The organism is Listeria sp. ILCC797, assembly GCF_900186185.1.
Classification (GTDB): domain Bacteria; phylum Bacillota; class Bacilli; order Lactobacillales; family Listeriaceae; genus Listeria; species Listeria goaensis.
In genome coordinates, this window is record NZ_FYBS01000003.1 from 76,152 (window position 1) to 93,639 (window position 17,488).

The window sequence follows — 17,488 nt, forward strand, 5'->3', positions numbered from 1 at the left end:
AATTTCCCCCGTTTTTTAAATGCTTAGAAACGACCGAAAGCGCCAACTAAAACTGGTTTTTAAAACCGTTTAGAGACGCCTTATGCCGCAAATTGCGGCCTATATAATAACAAGTAGTACGGCTAAAATGCCCGCTACAAGTCCTACTGCCCAAAAAGTTAAAACAACGCGCCATTCGCGCCAGCCAACAAGCTCAAAATGATGATGAATTGGCGTCATTTTAAAAATTCGTTTTCCGCCTGTCGCTTTAAAATAGGCGACTTGTAACATGACAGACGCGGTTTCGATGACGAAGACGACACCGATTAAAAGGAGCAACCATTCGTGTTTTAAGAGAATCGAGACGGCTGCAAGTGCCCCGCCTAGCGCAAGGGAACCTGTATCACCCATAAATATTTTCGCTGGGTTTTTATTAAAAAGAAGAAAACCTAACATGCCGCCAACAACAGCAAAACAGAAAAGCGCTACTTCCATTTGGTTTTCGTAAATCGCGATAATCCCGAACGCGAGAAACGCGATGCTTGAAAGTCCTGAAACGAGCCCGTCTAAACCATCTGTTAAGTTGACCGCGTTTGAAAAGCCCACGAGCCAGAACAAAACAAACAGCAGGAAAAACCAGCCAATATTAATTTCTGTGCTTGTAAAGGGAATCGTTAATGTGTCTGGGTAACCGCTCAAATGGTAAATGATATAAAAGAGCAGCGAGATAGCTACTTGACCAAAAAACTTTTGTTTAGATGTTAAGCCAAGATTACGTTTTTGCACTACTTTAATATAATCATCGAGAAATCCTAGTGCCCCGAACAGTAGCGTCACTATCAAAATCAGCCATGTTGCAGATGTAAAATCTCCACTTATAACAGATAGAAGCACATAGCTAATTACAATAGCCGTTAAAAAGACTATCGCGCCCATCGTTGGAGTCCCGGATTTTTGCGCATGCAGTTTCGGGCCTTCCTCACGAATGCTTTGACCAAATTTTAGCTTCACTAAAAATGGGATAAATATTGGTACGAAGGCTACTGTTATAATAAAAGCAACCGCTAATGCTGTAATTAAAAAGTATAAAGACACAATTTTTTCTCTCCAATCTTTTTTTCCACTCTAAACTGTTACTATTGTATTAAAGTTTTTGTTTTTTTTCAATAGCTTCTCTAGCGACAACGCGGTCATCAAAATCATGTTTTTCTGTACCGATGATTTGATAATCTTCATGCCCTTTTCCCGCAATTAAAATCACATCACCGGGTTCTGCTTCGTTTATAGCATATTCAATGGCTTCTTGGCGATTCACACGCACCTCATAAGACTGGCCTTCCACGCCTTTTAGCATGTCCGAAATAATCGACATTGGCTCTTCCGTACGTGGATTATCTGATGTAAAAACAGGATTGGTTGCATATTCTGCCGCGATTTTCGCCATTTTAGGACGCTTGCCTTTATCGCGATCTCCCCCACAACCGACTACAACAAAAATGCGTTTTTTGGCAAATTCAGAAACGGTTTGTAACACGTTCAAAAGTCCGTCTGGTGTGTGTGCGTAATCAACAATGACTGGGAAATCTTGTCCGGCATGGACTAACTCAAAACGACCGGCAACACCTTTTATCGTACAAATTGTTTTCATAATTTGTTGCAGCGGAATTCCGCTAATATAACAAGTTGCGATGGCCGCTAACACATTATAAATACTAAATTTACCAATCATTTGAATGTGAACCTTTTCGCGTCCTTCTGGAGAAAACAATTCGAAAGTGGAACCTTGACTCGTAATTTCAATATTTTGTGCTTGGAAATCTGCCGTTTTATCAATACCATATGTAATTACATGTGCAGCTGTTGCGGTTTTCATCGTGTCAAAAACCGCATCATCCACATTTAAAACCGCCATTTTCGGATGACTTTTCGAGTAACGATTGCCCAGTTGCGCAAAAAGAAGACTTTTCGCATAGGCATATTCTTCCATTGTTTTGTGATAATCTAAATGGTCTTGCGATAAATTCGTAAAGACCGCAACATCATAATCCGTGCCGTAAACACGTCCTTGCACAAGCGCGTGACTGGATACTTCCATGACCGCAGATGAGACGTCTCTTCTTTTCATCTCGGAAAAAACACGCTGTAAAGTCAGACTATCTGGCGTTGTATTTTTCGTTTCAACTGTTTGATTCGCAATGCGCATGTACATCGTACCAATTAATCCCGTTGTTTCGCCTGAATCGCGCAAAACCTGCTCCACCAAATGACTTACAGTTGTCTTGCCATTTGTGCCAGTGATGCCAATGAGACGCATCTTTTGACTCGGAGAACCATAAAAACAATCCGCAAGAAGCGCCATTCCACGTTTTGTATCCCGAATAAGGACAACCGGAATCGAAACGTCTACTGGCTTTTCAGCAATAATGGCTACCGCCCCGTTTTGTTCCGCAACTTGCGCAAATTGGTGTCCGTCTACAACTTCGCCATCAATACAAATAAAAAGCGTGCCTGCTTCGACTTCGCGACTATCTTGTGCAATTTTGGTGATTTCCATATTTAAATCCGCCTTCGACTCATAAAGCGGCAATATACTGAGCAACTCTTTTAACTTCAAAATGTCCATCTCCTTTAGCGACATTTTCCCGCACTTTGCTAAGAGAAAAAATATCCTTCTCTATCTTAGCAAAAAGCAAGAAGCATTTCCATAGGGTAAAATGAGTACATGTCTCAGACAAAAATGGCTTATTTGTCTAAGACACGTCTTCATTTATCTTGTAAGCAAGTCCCCAACACCCGCATTTTCTTGAATGTTCGTATCCTGCTTCAATTGATCTTGATTCGTCTGATCACGGTTTTGATTAAAGGCATAAATTTCATTTGGTGCTTTCATCGTTAAGGTCACTTTCGAATTTTCATTTAAAATAGAACCTGCTGAAACGCTTTGCTTCGCTACATATCCGCTTCCAGTATAGGTGAACGGGATACCTGTTATTTCGGAAACTTTTTGAGCATCATCGCGCGACCAATTTGTCATGTCTGGCATCGTCATATCGCCATCTGTCATGATGACAATTCTCTCGCCTTCCATCACTTTATTTGCCTGTTGCGGGATTTGTTGAACTACTTTTGAACCATTTCCGACAACAACAGGAACCAATTTGCTTTTCGTAATAGCGGCCTTAGCGTCTTCAACCGATTGTCCAGCATAATTTGGAACTGAAACTTTTTCCATCTTCGCTTCTTTCGCTGGCTTAATGTTCATATATTGCAAACTGTTTTTCATAACCGGATTAAACACTTCTGAAACGGCCTCACCACCAGTTTCGCTGCCCTCCAATTGCGGCTGTTGCATCGTAACATACATCACCAATTCTGGATCGTCTGCTGGTGCCATTCCCATGAAAGAGAAAATATAATTATCGCTTCCCGTCATGTATTTGCCCGTTTTCGGGTCAGCAATTTGAGAGGTTCCCGTTTTACCGGCAACCGAGTAGCCTGGAATCGCATATAATTTACCAGTTCCGTGTTCTCCGCTAACAACTTGCTGCAATTCTTCACGTGTTTTCTTAGCAGTTGCCTCACTAATTGGTGTTCCTGATACTTTCGTTTTCGTTTCGGTTACTTCATTTGTATTTGGATTGGTAATTTTTGAAACAATATAAGGCTGCTTCATTTTCCCATCACTTGCAATTGCTGAAGCTCCTTGAAGCATTTGCATCATGGATACGGTTGTCCCTTGACCGAAAACAGTTGTTACTTTTTCAACTGGATAGTTGTAGAGGATTTTCCCGCTTGCTTCATTTGGGAGCTGGATTCCGGTTTTTTGGCCAAAGCCGAACTTCGTCAAATATTCTTCAAACGTATCCGTCCCCATTTTATTCAAAAGAGTAGCAAACGCCACATTACTAGAGCGTTCAACGCCTTCGCGATATGTGATTGTCCCCCAGCCGGCACCGCCGTTATGGTCATGAATCGGAATATCGCCGACGCGGTAAATACCGGATTTATAGTAGGCATTTGGATTATAAACACCTGTATCAATTGCTGAGGCTAATGAGAAAATTTTCATAACAGAACCTGGCTCATAAGCATATTCGACTGGCAAATCTTGCCACACACCCGCATTTTCTGTACTTAAACCTTCTTTAGTTGACGGATTGAATGATGGGCGTTGACTCATCGCTAAAATTTCACCTGTTTTGGGATTCATGACAACTGCCATCATATTTTTAGGTTTATATTTCGCATTAACTGTTGTCATCGTATCTTCTAAGAATGTTTGAATCTTTTTATCAATAGTCAGCGTAATATCGCTTCCATCTTCTGCTTCTTTTACGTTTTTCTTTGAATTAGGTAAAATGTAACCGAGTTTATCTGTACTATAATTAATTTCGCCATCTTTACCCGTTAATATGGAATTGTAGCTTTTCTCGAGTCCCATTTTTCCAACAAGTGTGGATTCACCTGTTTCGCCTTCGGTTTGTTGCGCAAAGCCCACTAGCTGCGAAGCAAAGGTGCCATTTGGATAAAACCGGGCAGCTTGACGTGTAAATTCAAGTCCTGGTAAATTCTCCGCTTCAATTTTATTTTTCGTTTCGACGGATATATTTTTTCCAGCTTTTCCAAATTCAACTTGGTAAACATCTTCCGTATTTAAACGTTCTAAAATTTCTGCTTTAGACATAGCAATGTATTTCGCAAGTGTTTCCGCTGTTTGCTCTTTATCGACGACATATGTAGGATTTTTTGATGTTTTGGAAAACTTATCCGACACGACAGCCGCAAGCGTATACGTCGATGTATCTTCTGCAATCACTTCGCCTTTTTGGTCTAAGATAGAACCACGTTTCGCTTCTATCTTTTCCGTTTTCAAATGTTGTTTTGCGGCTTCAGCGGCTAATGGTTCGCCGTTTGCCTCACCGGTAATTTGCAAATAAAGAAAACGGCCAGTAAGAATAAGGAAGAGCGTCGCGAAAAAGACAAAAAGTACCAGTGCGCCCCTCCTCATATTTCCTCTGCGCCGTTTCATTTACCGTCCACTACCTTTACATTATCTCCGTTTAAACTTAAGCCTTTTTCTTTCGCCATTTTCAAGATGCGTTCATACCGACCTAAATCGTTTACTTGCACTTTTAAATCATCATTCGTTTTTTGCTGAGTTGCTAATTTTTCTTCGCTTGCTTCAATATCCTTATTAACGGTATAAATAGAAGTTTGAACGCTGATGATAGAAAATGCAAAAATCGCCATAGCCACAATCGCCATGAGTACAATTAGTTTTTCAAAGAGTGTCACTTGTCCACGCTTTAAAATTGCTTTTTTCGGTTGTTCTACTTCCTTATGTATTCGCTTAGGCTCCAGATTGGATTTGTAGGCAAAATTACTCACATTTTTCAACTCCTACTCATTTCTCAATTTTTTCAATAACGCGCAGTTTTGCTGAACGCGCCCGATTATTTGCTTCAACTTCTTCTTCACTAGGTAAAATGGGTTTTCGTGACACAAGCTTAAAGTCAGGCTCAAATTCTTTCGGAATAACAGGAAGTCCTTTCGGTATTTCCGGCCCCTTCGTCACTTCTTGGAAAATGTGCTTCGTGATGCGGTCCTCTAAAGAATGAAACGTAATCACACTAATTCGACCGCCCGGTTTTAAAAGCGTAAGCGCATCGTGTAATGAATCCTCGACAGCACCAAGTTCATCGTTCACCGCAATTCGAATCGCCTGAAAAGTTCGCTTACCAGGGTGTCCCCCTTTGCGTCTTGCCGGCGCTGGAATCGCTTCTTTAATAATATCAACGAGCTCTTGTGTCGTTTCAATCTTCTTCATTTCCCTACGACGCTCAATCTCACGTGCGATTTGTTTTGAAAATTTTTCTTCCCCGTAGCGAAAGAATATTCGCACCAAATCTTCGTACGCCCATTCATTAACAACAATTTGCGCTGTAAGTTCTTGTGATTGATCCATGCGCATATCTAGCGGAGCATCTTGATGATAGCTAAAACCTCGTTCACGAACGTCAAGCTGCGGTGATGAAACACCTAAATCATATAAAATACCGTCCACCTTTGAAATGCCATTTTCTAACAGCGCTTCTTTAATAAAACGAAAATTAGATTTAATAAAGAGCACTCGCTCATCTTGTAATTTCACTTTCGCGTTTTCGATTGCCGTAACATCTTGGTCAAAAGCCACTAAACGCCCTTGCTTTCCCAGTTTGCTTAGCAAGTATGCGGAATGACCTGCACCGCCTAGCGTGCAATCCACATAAATGCCATCTTTTTTTATATTTAACATGTCTACAGTTTCATGTAGTAAGACCGTTTCATGCTTAAACATCGTAGCCCCCCTTTAAATATCGAATCCAATCATATTTTCTGCAATTTCGGAGAAGGATTCTTCTGATTCCTCAAAAACAGCATCCCATTCCGACTTACTCCAAATTTCAATACGATTTGAAACTCCGATAATAACGGTTTCTTTTTCAAGCCCCGCATAACCGACTAGATTTTGCGGAATATTAATTCTTCCTTGTTTATCTAACTCACACTCAGAAGCACCTGAAAAGAAGAAACGCGTAAAAGAACGAGCATCTTTTTTAGTCAGTGGAAGCGTCTGAAGTTTTTCCTCGAGTTTTGACCATTCATTTTGCGGATAGGCAAATAAGCACTTATCTAGCCCGCGCGTAATGACAAAATTGTCCCCGAGTAGTTCACGGAACTTCGCTGGCACGATCAAACGGCCCTTTATATCAATGTTGTGTTGATATTCTCCCATGAACATTAGACTTCCCCCACTTTCTTACGTACAACTTTACCACATCTCCCCACTTTGTACCACCCAAAACCTAAAAAAAGACAAAAAAAATTCATCTCTTCATTTAAAAGAGATGATAAATCATTGTTACAAAGCCATTTCCGCATAAGATTATAAAGTGGTGGGAAAGTGGGGGACAAAACCACTAATCCCCACTTTCAAGAGAAGCTGATTCATTTTCGGCAAGAAGAACTTGTTTTTTTCTGAGTGCAAGACGCCCGAAGATACATGCCAAGGCGCCGCAAACAATGATGAAAACGCCCATTCCATATTTTCCTATTAAAGGAGCGAATAATAAACTGGCGGCGCCAAATAGTTTTCCGACTTGAAAGATAATCCCATTAAAAGCCATATAAGCGCCTCGTTTATTGTCGTTGATAATCGCTGCTAAAATGGTTTGGCGTGTTGGTACATAGAGCAATTCCCCTAAAGAAAGTAAAAGCGTTGCGAAAAATAACAACCACATGTTTGATAAAAAGGCTGAAAAAGAAAAGCCTACTGCGAATAGAAGAAAGCCAACATACATGACCGGTTCATTTTTGCGATGTATTAGCCACTTGGCGACTGGCGCTGTGAACAATACGATGCACAACGTATTTAGCGCCGTGAGCAAGCTTAAAATTCGCACGCCATCAATTGGGATTGCCAAAAGCTGCCCCATTTGCAGCGTAAGGTTTTGAAATTCATCTGCAAGACGTACAGAAATGAAATTGTTACGCTGAAACTCAATTGTCATGATAAAAATCCCAGAAATCGTGAACAAAACAAAGCTTTTATCGCGAACGACGTCGGAATAGGCGTTAAAAACTTCTTTTATGCCAGTCCCTGAACTTTTACTTGAGTCTTGCTCATGCGTTTCTGTAATAAAATGGAACGTTAACCACGTTGTTAGTATCGACATAAGAAAGAGCGCAATTAAAAGTTCGAAAAAATGTGTTGTAAAGAGCCAACCACCTATAATAATTCCAATCATAGAAGACAGATTATTTGCCCAGTAGCTAATGGAATACATAAAACTTCTGGATTCTGGTGTGCTGACATCGATTAGCATTGCATCTGCTGCAGGATTAATGATTCCTTGTGCAATTCCGATGAGCAATAAAAATACAAATGTGAGTAATGGAGAGCTAAATAGTGCGGAATTCACCAAAACTAGCCCCAGATAGCTAATCATTTTTAGCACTTCTCCGGTCACCATTAGTTTTCTGCGCCCCAGTACATCTGCTAAATGGCCACCATAAAGGCCTACTACAAACGGGATCGCAATGTTAAGCATTAATAAAATGCCCGCTACAGAAGGATTAAAATGCGCTGTAAAGTAAATGGCCAAAAAAGGGAAAATCATGGAAGCAATAATTTTACTAAAAAAGTTAATCACAATTCGCATGCGAATATTTGGGTGAAGCGCACGAAACATGAATATCCCCTCCGTCTAAAATTTCTTTTGATACGTTACTTCTGTTATTATAAAGTAGAAATAAATTTATAAAAAGGGACGTTAATTAATTTTTTTGTCCCCTTTTAACAGGTGGAGGTTTTTAATATGGATTTTGACTATTTTAAATTGCGGACTTATTTAGAAAATCATAGCTGTTCTTTCAAACTGGCTGAAATCGCCAATCTTTGGTACTGCTCGCCCAAAAATGCGAAACGAAAAATCCAAGCTTACGCCACTCAAAATCTACTTTATTATTCTCCCGGCCGCGGTCGTGGGCATTTATCTTCCATAACTTTCACACAATCTTTTTTAGAAGATATCACCTCTTTTTTGGGAGGAAAAACAAAAGAAGAACGACTTTCTTGCATTGCAACTTTTCTAGAAAGTGATTTGCCGCCTCATATTCTTTCCTTTATAACAGAAGAGTTTCGCCAATTATTTAATACGCAACTTCACGAGGGGAATACGGACGTTCTCCGAATGATGATGCGACGCAAGATTAGTACATTAGAGCCTAAACGGGTGTCCACTTCCATTGAGTCTTTCCTGCTGAAACATTTAAGCGACACATTGGTCATCTTTAATCGAGAAACACAAAAAATCGAACCGTGGCTTGCGCACCATTTTTCTTCTAACGCGACTAAAACAAGCTGGACTTTTTATTTACGTAAAGGGGTGTCTTTTCATAATGGACGTTATTTAACTAGTGAAGATGTCACCTATTCGCTTTACCGCGCAAAGGAGGCGGATTCTGTAGTGGCACATTTTTTGAAGGATATCCGGCATATTGAGCTTGTTTCTACTTACATTTTGCGGATTCATTTGGTTAAGCCAGATCCTTTCTTTATTCGTTATTTAACGTCTATTAATGTTCCCATTTTGCCTAAAAATACGATTTTTGATGAAATGAAATGGATTTCGACAGGGCCTTTTCGCCTGAGCGAACGTTCTGGGAATAAAATTACGTTGGAAGCGTTTGATGGCTATTTCATGCCGCGGGCTTTGCTAGATAAAATTGAGTTTTGGTATATTGAAGGTGCTGAAAAATTAAATGATGTGCGCTTTTCCTATGGTTTGGAAAAATCGGATGAGCATTACGTTAAAACGGCTAGTCAGTCTTCTGGTGTTTCGGCGGTTTGTTTTAATTTCCAAAAACAAGATTCGCTTATTCAAAATAAAGCGTTTCGCGAAGCGATTTATCATTTGTTTGATGGACAATTAATTGGAGTTTCTAAAGAGCGGCAGGCGGCGAGTTATTTTAAATCGGGAAGGAATCCTGGTATTCGGAAAGACGCAAAACAAATTCCCTCTTTGCTAGAAAAGTCGGGTTATGACGGGCGCATCATTTATTTAGGGATTTTTGACCGCCCCATTATTAAACAAAACGCTGAAATTTTCAGGCAACAGGCTTTGGCGTTTGGCCTTCAAATGGAATGGGTGCCCATCAATTTGGCGACTGATTATTATGACACAAGTTTTCAAAAATTAGATTTTATTTGGCTGGAGGATGAACCAGGCGCTGATATGGAACTTGGCTACATGGAGTTCTTCACTAACCCTCATTTATTCCCAAAAAGGTTTTTAAGTGAAAAAATCTTAGCTACTGTAGCTCCTTTTTTGGAAGATATGAAGTTTGGTGAGACTTTTTTAGAGCGAGAAAAAAGCCGCATGTCGCTTGACACATGGCTTACGGAAAATTTTTTCTTATTTTATGTGGCTTACGGCGATAAAACACATAACATTGACAGCCATATTCGCGGCGTAGAGGACATGATTTATGGTTATTTCAGCCTTTCTAAAGTTTGGGTGCCTTTATCCGAGTAGGTAAACGACGCTCATTACAAGACCCGTAAGGAACAATGCGATATAAAGCAAGCTGAAAACAAAGAAGCAAATGCGCCAATAAATACGAATTGTTCGATAAACATGAATTTCTCCATCACGTTTAGCAAACAGCGCGATGATAACGATCCCAATGATGAATAAGAAAAGGAATATGTATAGTAGGAAAGAATGATTAAATAGCAGTTTCATGAATAAGTGAACAGCAATAATAAGGAAAAGAGTTGTAAAATCGGCTGCGAGTTTTAACTCGCGACGTGGTTGTTTGAGTAAAAAGCGAACTGTCCAAAATACGATTAAAAAAACGATTACGGGTAGCACGATTAAAACAAAAGTCGTGTCGGTTAGCCAATTAAACATATTGTTGCTCCTTTCCTTTTATTAGTTTATATAGGGTGCCTAGACGAGTTGCGGGGTGATTGCCCTCTTCTAACAACCGGATCACGGGAAGTAAAATGCTATCGATTTCTGTGCGGCGATTCAATTTTACGTCGGTTGCCATGGAAGATAGATTTTCTTTTGTCGCGATTAACACCTGCTCCACTTTCTGCATGGCATCATCAATTTGTAGCGCGCGGTTCACTTCTTCGACGATTTCGTGAAGTAACTCGCGCCAGTTTTCGTTTTGGATTAAATCGCCATTTTTGGCTCCTAAAACCGCGGTAAGCGGGTTCACTGCTGCATTAATTAGGAGTTTCTCGTACATCGCTTTTTTGATGTCATTTGAAAATTCGAAGGAAAAATCAGCCAATTGTTGTAAGAAATTCAATTTTTCTGTAGCGACACTCCCTTTTAGTACGCCGAAAATTGTTTTCCCTTTGCCTTTTTGTTCAACAGAAAAGTCATTCAGGCGCTTCGCTCCGTAGGTCGTCGTGGCCGCCCAAATATTTGTCGCCGTGAGGTCTAAAATGAATTTCAAGTGCGCAATGCCATTTTGAATGAACAAAAGCGGAATTTCTGACGGAATTTTATTTAAATCTGTCCAAATATGTTCAAGTTCATAACTTTTCACGGCAATTAAAATAATGCCATGCTGTTTCATTTTTTCAAAAGAAATGCCCTTGGTCGCCTGAACAGGCAGAGTTTCTCCGTTAAAATGCAAACCGTTCTTATTCAAACTTTCCAGCTGTTCCTCGCGCCTTACATAAAGTGTTACGTGCGCATATTTAGCAAGATGAGCAGCATAAAGCAGCCCCATCGCACCTGCTCCAATTATTCCAATACTCGGCTTCATCTTCTCACCTACTTTTTTAATATAGAAAACGCACTATATCTCATATTTTACACTATTTTGTTATTTATGTATGCAAAAAAACGACAAGATCCATGGCATCTTGTCGTTTTTTTAGTGAACAAGTGTACGTCTCACTTGTTAGAATTAGCTATTTACCACGTCTTTACCATCGTAATGACCACATTCAGGGCATACACGGTGAGAAAGTTTCATTTCACCACAGTTTGAACATTCGTTCATACCAGGTACTTGTAATTTGAAATGCGTGCGACGTTTGCGTTTTTTTGTTTTAGAAGTTCTTCTAAAAGGTACTGCCATTTCCATACACCTCCTTAGAGATTAAAACTATTCTTAAGGTTTCCCTTAGATATATTCCAGCTTTACTGAAACTAATCTTCTTTTTCGTTAAAAAAGTCGGCTAGTCCAGCAAGACGAGGATCCACTTTCGGTTCGTTTTTTGCTTTTTCAGAAGCAAATTTTTCTTCTGTTTGAAGCTCCCAGTCACGACCTTTAGGAAGTGCGTCTACATCAGCCGCTTCTTCACTAAAAACTTGCATGGGAATTTCAACTAGCAGAAGTTCGCTCACAACAGGAACTAAATCTACCGTATCTTGTTCCATTACATGCCAAGATTCATCATGAACTTGGTCACGATTTTTAACAAAGGTTTCCACCGCTTTAATTTCATACGGATAAAAAACGTCTGTAAGCGTCCTTGCACACGGCAACGTCCACTCGCCAGCAATTGTCAAATGAGCAATTACTTCGTCGCGCTTCATTTCGAATGTTCCGGTAACGTGAACAGGCGAAGCCTCTCTGACGTCATGATTATTTTCTTTTAAAAACTCGGTTAAGTCGATCGTTTCATTAATTTCAAACTCGCCATCGCGATATTTTTTTAGTTGACTTAAAGACCATTTCATCATTAATCACCTCGGGCGCAACAAAAATCATTATAGCTTTTCTAGGCGGGTTTGTCAATCCTTTTTAGGAAAAGAAACGGCACCACATCACGCAAATTTGTGCTAAAATAAAAAGAAAAAAGGAATAGGTGATTTTCATGCGTGCTACGGGAATTGTGGTTGAATATAATCCATTTCATAACGGACATCTCTATCATGTGAATAAAGCTAGAAAACAAACTAAGGCGGACTGTATTATCGCAGTTATGAGTGGCTCTTTTGTTCAGCGGGGGGAACCTGCTATGCTTGATAAGTGGACTCGAACAAAAATGGCGATTCTTGGCGGGGCTGACCTCGTCTTTGAACTGCCTGTTAGGTTTGTCATGCAGCAAGCTGATATTTTCGCAACTGAAGCCGTGCGAATACTTGCAGATTTAAAGGCTGAAACCATTTTTTTTGGAAGTGAAAATGGGGATAGCGAAGCCTTTGTTGAGGCGGCAAAACTAGCCAATCAAGAATCATTTGATGCGCTTATAAAAGAAAAATTAAGCGATAAGACATTAAGTTACGGTGCGGCACTAACAGAAGCTCTCCATGAACAAATTGGGGACCGACTTGATGTGACACTGCCAAATAATATCCTTGGCTTCCATTATGCGCTAGCCAATGAAAAAATGAATCGCCCGCTAAACATTCAAACTTTAACGCGCACAACAAATTACGCGGAATTAGCGCCCGCAAGACCAGCTGTCACAAGCGCAACTGCTGTTCGCAATATGCTTTTACAAGGACACTTTAACGAGGTAAAAAAATACATTCCTCCGTTTGTTTACTGGGAAATCATTGGGAGTTCAGCAAATTTGATGACATTTGCCGAGCTGTATCCGCTTTTGCGTTACCGTCTTATAACGGACGATCCGGGGACACTTTCGAAAATTAATAGCGTTACAGAAGGCATCGAAAATCGCTTTGTGAAAGCGGCCAGACATGATGAGGCGGAAGCCTTCTTAAATGAAATCGTAACAAAACGCTATAGCCGCGCACGTGTTCAGCGTACGGCCATGCAAATTTTAATGCGCTTTGAAAAACAAGACGAGGTGTCGCCTTACTTGCGCCTCCTAGGCATGAACCAAACTGGGCAGGCCTATTTATCCCAAGTAAAAAAAGACCTTGAACTTCCGCTCGTTACGACGGTTTCAAAGGCAAAAGAAAAACTTATTGCCTACGATGTTCGCGCGACAAAGCTCTACAGTCTGATGGAAGGCAGCCTCGTTGCGCCGGATAATGATTTTTCAAGGCGACCGCTCATCTACTGGTGAAACACGAACTGACTGTGTATCTTGGCTAATTTTAATGCGCGGAGCTACTCCTGAATGCGAGATATGTTGAAGATCCACAGCACGTGCGCGGTACTGCACCGCGATAACGGGCGCTTTGGTTTCGCTTACCGTACAAACATAGTTCAACGCCACTCTTTGATACGCCGAAACAACTAGAGCCCGAGGACGGCTTTCCGCATAAAGCGGCGTCTTGCGTGGCTCTTCTGCTACTAAAAAGGTGGCGCGAATGCCAATTGCCGTCAAACTATTCGCGTCACCTTCTTTGTGGTGCCCAATATGCCTAAAATTGTATGCTCGGTTATCCCCGCGCGAATAATGCCCAATAATTTGCGTGTCATACGCCGCAGAGCTCGTTTCATGCGCCTTAATTTCCACGCCACCAAAACAATTTTCCGTACGATTATTGTGTAACACCACATGCCGCGAACCATCGTCCACTTCAATTCCATTCGAGTTCGAGGCGCCTTTTTTGTGCGCTCTACCGCTCGGATTGTGCAAATAAGAATGCGTAATGTACACATAATCACTATGATGCGTCGTCACACCATCATCACCAAACCCATAAACCTCCACGTCATCAATCCACACGTAGCGACTCCTAAAACGCGAAGTCGTCCCGTCACCCCCATAACTATAATAAGCAGACGTCACATCAATTCCGTGCAGCCCCGGATTTTGCACACAAACATCCCGCACGAGCCCAAACATCACATTGCAAAACGCAATCCCACTCGAACGAATTCCTCGAGCCGCACTTTTTTCTTTTTCAGGAAAACGCTCCGCGCGCCAATCGAGCGTGAAGCCTTCTAGCCGAATGCTCTTGTTCCCTGTGAAGCGATTCCGATTTCGAATCCCCTGACGCGATTTCGCAGCAAAATCATGCATCCGCAAAATTGTTTTCCCCGAGCCCGCCCCGATCAGCTCCGTATGAGAAGGCACCTTAAGGCCAGTTATGATAAACTCCCCTTCTGGAATCCGAACGCTTCGCCCGCCTTGTCCCATCGCGCGTACAAATGCCCCCGTACAATCCGTTTTTCCGTCCGCTACCGCACCAAAATCCAATACCGAAACTTGAACCGCTTCACCTCGAAGCTTGCCTAGTTCAGCAAAAAGAAGCGGCTGCCAGTCCACTTCAAGTAGCGGCCGTTTTTTAATCAGCGCCGGTCGCATAAACGTATTATCAAGCTTTCCCGTCGTATGCCATTTCCACGTACGCACCTTTTCGATTTCCCGTGTAAAAGGCAAAGCTAAAAAAGCCCGTTCCGTCTCCAAAATTCCCGCATCAAGTCCTTCCGCGTCCACGTATGCCGGAAAGAAGTGACCAATTTTATTTTTCGTATCATTCTTAAATTTCATCGTCCCCACCTATTTCTTGTTCTTACCTAGTAATTTCCCGAATTTCAAACAAAAAAACAAGAACTTCGAATATAAGAAAAATGTCACAAAATTTACAAAAAAATTGATAGAAATTTGATTTTAATAGCCTCTGAATTTTTTCCTGAAATGTTACCATGACAATGTATGATTGACAAGGAGGTGGATTTGATTTGGAGAATAAATAAAGATTTTTTTCTGATTTTTCGTTATGTAGTACAGATTATTACTTAAAAAAAGGAGAGTTTAGCATGTACATAAAAAAAGAACAATTAAGAAAATCAGCAGTTAGTATTTTAACAGGAGGACTTATCATTTCAACCATGTTTTCCCCACTGTTAGGTAACGACAAAGTGAGTGCATCTAGTGTTGAAACAAAAAAAAGCAGTCTAAAAAATTCAACCACAAACCAATATATTCTCACGCCAATCAGCATTAATTCTCTGACATCCGAATCTATAACAGTTCAAGGAACAGCTGAACCAAATGCTGTTATTTCAATAAGTTTGAATGGAATAATACTTGCAACCGGGAAAGCAGACTCAAATGGAAGATACAGTTTTTCGATTCCTAGGCAAGCTGCTGGTACGCTTATAGTAGCAACAGCATCTTTAAATGGAAAAACAACAAGTGCCAGTACAGTTGTCGCACAAGGCAATATTGCCCCAACAACTATCAACCCGTTAACTACAGACTCTACGAAAGTTGAAGGAACTGCTGAGCCAAATGCTTCTTTACTAATTAAAACTGGCGCAACAAGAATTGGAGTGGGGCAAGTGAGTTCAAGTGGTCATTATAGTATCACAATCCCTCGATTAGCAGCTGGTACCGTTGTAACAGCAACAGCGACAGCTAGCGGACAAACAACAAGTGCCAGTACAGTTGTGGCACAAGGGGCTTTTATTCAGCATAAGAATGAACTGAATGTCACACCTTATACACTCTCAACTGACTCCTATGTAAGAGGCACTTTTGAGGGAGATGTAAAATATATTTCATTAGTAGTAAATGGAACTGAGTATAGTAGAGTACGCGTTTTAGATGCTTCGAATTGGCAATACTATGCAAAGGGGAAAATTAGCCTTTCAGATACTGTAAGCATAAAAGCTTATAATTCAGCAGGTATAGTTATAAATCAAGAACGTGTAACAGTCAATCAAAGTGCAATTTTGAATCCAGATGAGTTTGTCCTGAACCAGGATAGTTATGTGAAAGGGACTTACACAGGAAACATAAAATATGTAGCGTTAAAAGTGAATGGAACCATTTTAAGTAGAGTAGGTGTCATGAATACAACAGATTTCCGATACTATGCAAAGAGCCGCGTATCGACTGTAACTGATCAAGTGAGTCTTCTAAGCTACAGCCATGAGGGAAATGTTATAGCAGAAACTCCAGTTAAAATAGCAAAATAAATAACAATAAGCGCTAGGAGGTCGAACGTTGACCTTTAGCGCTTATTGTTTCTTAACATATTAGAGCCTGACCAAATTCGAGTGAGGTAAGCTTTTACTCCTTACTTTAAATCCATCAAATAATCCACCGCGTCCTGAAACGTCTTAACAGGCACAATTTTCATATCTGTATCAATGTCTTTCGCCGTTTCAACCGCTTCTGCATAATTGGATTTTAGCGAGGCATCCTTTTTCTTCATTTCAGCCGTAATCTCATCATTTGGAGCAAAGAAAATTTCTGCACCGCTTTTATCTGCCGCCACAACTTTTTGATTAATGCCACCAATACGCCCGACATTGCCAGCTGGATCGATTGTTCCAGTCCCAGCAATTTGATAGCCTTTTGTTAAATCAGCCTCTTGAAAACGACTGTAAATTTCTAAACTAAACATTAATCCCGCAGACGGACCACCAATTTGTTCCGAATTAATTTTCACCGCTGGATCCGTCGTCACTTTTTCATCATCAACAAGCGTAATCCCGATGCCAACTGTGCCCTTATCATCAATCGTTGTCAGCTCAATTTCCGCCGACTCCGCTTTTTTCTTATGCACATAATCAATTTTCACAACGTCCCCAGCTTTTTTGCTCTTCACATATTTAATAAACTCCGCGCTAGAATCAAAAGCATGGCCATCAATTTTTGTGATTAAATCACCTGCGTGTAGATACTTTGCGGCCGGTACATTTTCCAGTACGCTCAAAACATAAATCCCGTCGTATTCCACTGTCACCTTTTGATGCGCCGCTTTATAGGCTACTTGAATCGCGTTGTTTTTCGATTCATTCATCATGTACATTTGACGGACGTTATATTCTTCATCCGTTTCGTTTTCATAACGAACATCGCTTTCCTTTTCGATTTCCTGATAAGGCAAAAGTTTAGCCAATCCGTATGTATAAATGTTCGCATTGGCCATCGCAATGGTCACAAGACTTAACGAACCTTTCAATTCACTTTCATGCCCTGCAATTTCAACAAGCGGCTCAAGTTTTTCCGTCGAACCGGGTTTTGTAATGTAATAGGGCATTGGAATGAAAAAGCCCGCAATTACAACCACTAAAATGACAATAGCAACTATTTTTTTCCATTGCGTTCGCATCTGATTAC

General features: G+C 40.8%; 16 protein-coding genes. 3 read left to right on the forward strand and 13 right to left on the reverse strand.

Annotated elements, in window-relative coordinates; all coding sequences use genetic code 11:
* Window positions 1-99: 99 nt before the first annotated feature.
* From mraY to BN1609_RS04240, 7 genes are all read right to left on the reverse strand, one after another.
* Window positions 100-1,074 (reverse strand): phospho-N-acetylmuramoyl-pentapeptide-transferase, encoded by a 975-nt coding sequence (mraY, locus tag BN1609_RS04210; protein ID WP_088809572.1) that lies wholly within the window; start codon window positions 1,072-1,074, stop codon window positions 100-102.
* A 49-nt stretch (window positions 1,075-1,123) separates the two neighbouring features.
* Window positions 1,124-2,593: a UDP-N-acetylmuramoyl-L-alanyl-D-glutamate--2,6-diaminopimelate ligase gene (locus BN1609_RS04215; RefSeq protein ID WP_240310308.1), complete on the reverse strand. Its 1,470-nt coding sequence runs from the start codon at window positions 2,591-2,593 to the stop codon at window positions 1,124-1,126.
* A gap of 153 nt (window positions 2,594-2,746) precedes the next feature.
* A complete protein-coding gene (locus BN1609_RS04220; RefSeq protein WP_088840541.1) occupies window positions 2,747-5,008 on the reverse strand; it encodes a penicillin-binding protein in 2,262 nt (753 codons plus the stop codon).
* Window positions 5,005-5,367 (reverse strand): cell division protein FtsL, encoded by a 363-nt coding sequence (gene ftsL, locus BN1609_RS04225; protein WP_088809570.1) that lies wholly within the window; start codon window positions 5,365-5,367, stop codon window positions 5,005-5,007. The genes BN1609_RS04220 and ftsL overlap by 4 nt, the downstream gene beginning before the upstream one ends.
* Before the next feature lie 16 nt (window positions 5,368-5,383).
* Window positions 5,384-6,316: a 16S rRNA (cytosine(1402)-N(4))-methyltransferase RsmH gene (gene rsmH, locus BN1609_RS04230; protein WP_088809569.1), complete on the reverse strand. Its 933-nt coding sequence runs from the start codon at window positions 6,314-6,316 to the stop codon at window positions 5,384-5,386.
* Between the two features lie 12 nt (window positions 6,317-6,328).
* Window positions 6,329-6,760 carry a division/cell wall cluster transcriptional repressor MraZ gene (gene mraZ / locus BN1609_RS04235; protein WP_088809568.1) on the reverse strand — a complete coding sequence of 144 codons (432 nt, stop codon included), beginning with the start codon at window positions 6,758-6,760 and terminating at the stop codon, window positions 6,329-6,331.
* 178 nt (window positions 6,761-6,938) lie between these two features.
* Window positions 6,939-8,210 (reverse strand): MFS transporter, encoded by a 1,272-nt coding sequence (locus BN1609_RS04240; RefSeq protein WP_088840542.1) that lies wholly within the window; start codon window positions 8,208-8,210, stop codon window positions 6,939-6,941.
* A 126-nt stretch (window positions 8,211-8,336) separates the two neighbouring features.
* On the opposite strand from BN1609_RS04240, the gene BN1609_RS04245 reads away from it, so the two are divergent.
* On the forward strand, window positions 8,337-10,055 hold the full coding sequence (locus BN1609_RS04245) for an ABC transporter substrate-binding protein (protein ID WP_088816127.1): 1,719 nt from the start codon (window positions 8,337-8,339) through the stop codon (window positions 10,053-10,055).
* Here BN1609_RS04245 and BN1609_RS04250 read toward each other — a convergent pair.
* From BN1609_RS04250 to BN1609_RS04265, 4 genes are all read right to left on the reverse strand, one after another.
* A complete protein-coding gene (locus tag BN1609_RS04250; RefSeq protein WP_088840543.1) occupies window positions 10,044-10,433 on the reverse strand; it encodes a DUF3397 domain-containing protein in 390 nt (129 codons plus the stop codon). The genes BN1609_RS04245 and BN1609_RS04250 overlap by 12 nt on opposite strands.
* The gene (locus tag BN1609_RS04255; protein ID WP_088840544.1) at window positions 10,426-11,307 is read right to left on the reverse strand and encodes a 2-dehydropantoate 2-reductase; all 882 of its coding nucleotides are present in this window, start codon (window positions 11,305-11,307) and stop codon (window positions 10,426-10,428) included. The genes BN1609_RS04250 and BN1609_RS04255 overlap by 8 nt, the downstream gene beginning before the upstream one ends.
* Before the next feature lie 144 nt (window positions 11,308-11,451).
* Window positions 11,452-11,625 (reverse strand): 50S ribosomal protein L32, encoded by a 174-nt coding sequence (rpmF, locus tag BN1609_RS04260; protein WP_088809563.1) that lies wholly within the window; start codon window positions 11,623-11,625, stop codon window positions 11,452-11,454.
* Window positions 11,626-11,696: 71 nt separating this feature from the next.
* Complete coding sequence (locus BN1609_RS04265; protein WP_088809562.1) at window positions 11,697-12,230, reverse strand: DUF177 domain-containing protein; 534 nt, start codon at window positions 12,228-12,230, stop codon at window positions 11,697-11,699.
* 137 nt (window positions 12,231-12,367) lie between these two features.
* On the opposite strand from BN1609_RS04265, the gene BN1609_RS04270 reads away from it, so the two are divergent.
* A complete protein-coding gene (locus BN1609_RS04270; RefSeq protein WP_088809561.1) occupies window positions 12,368-13,528 on the forward strand; it encodes a nucleotidyltransferase in 1,161 nt (386 codons plus the stop codon).
* Here BN1609_RS04270 and BN1609_RS04275 read toward each other — a convergent pair.
* Complete coding sequence (locus BN1609_RS04275) at window positions 13,502-14,905, reverse strand: glycosyl hydrolase family 28-related protein (RefSeq protein WP_088825442.1); 1,404 nt, start codon at window positions 14,903-14,905, stop codon at window positions 13,502-13,504. The genes BN1609_RS04270 and BN1609_RS04275 overlap by 27 nt on opposite strands.
* A gap of 269 nt (window positions 14,906-15,174) precedes the next feature.
* On the opposite strand from BN1609_RS04275, the gene BN1609_RS04280 reads away from it, so the two are divergent.
* Window positions 15,175-16,338, forward strand: a complete 1,164-nt coding sequence (locus tag BN1609_RS04280) for an immunoglobulin-like domain-containing protein (protein ID WP_088825441.1) — start codon at window positions 15,175-15,177, stop codon at window positions 16,336-16,338.
* A gap of 101 nt (window positions 16,339-16,439) precedes the next feature.
* Here the strand turns inward: BN1609_RS04280 and BN1609_RS04285 are convergent, their stop codons facing one another.
* Complete coding sequence (locus BN1609_RS04285) at window positions 16,440-17,480, reverse strand: SepM family pheromone-processing serine protease (RefSeq protein ID WP_088809558.1); 1,041 nt, start codon at window positions 17,478-17,480, stop codon at window positions 16,440-16,442.
* Window positions 17,481-17,488 lie beyond the last annotated feature (8 nt).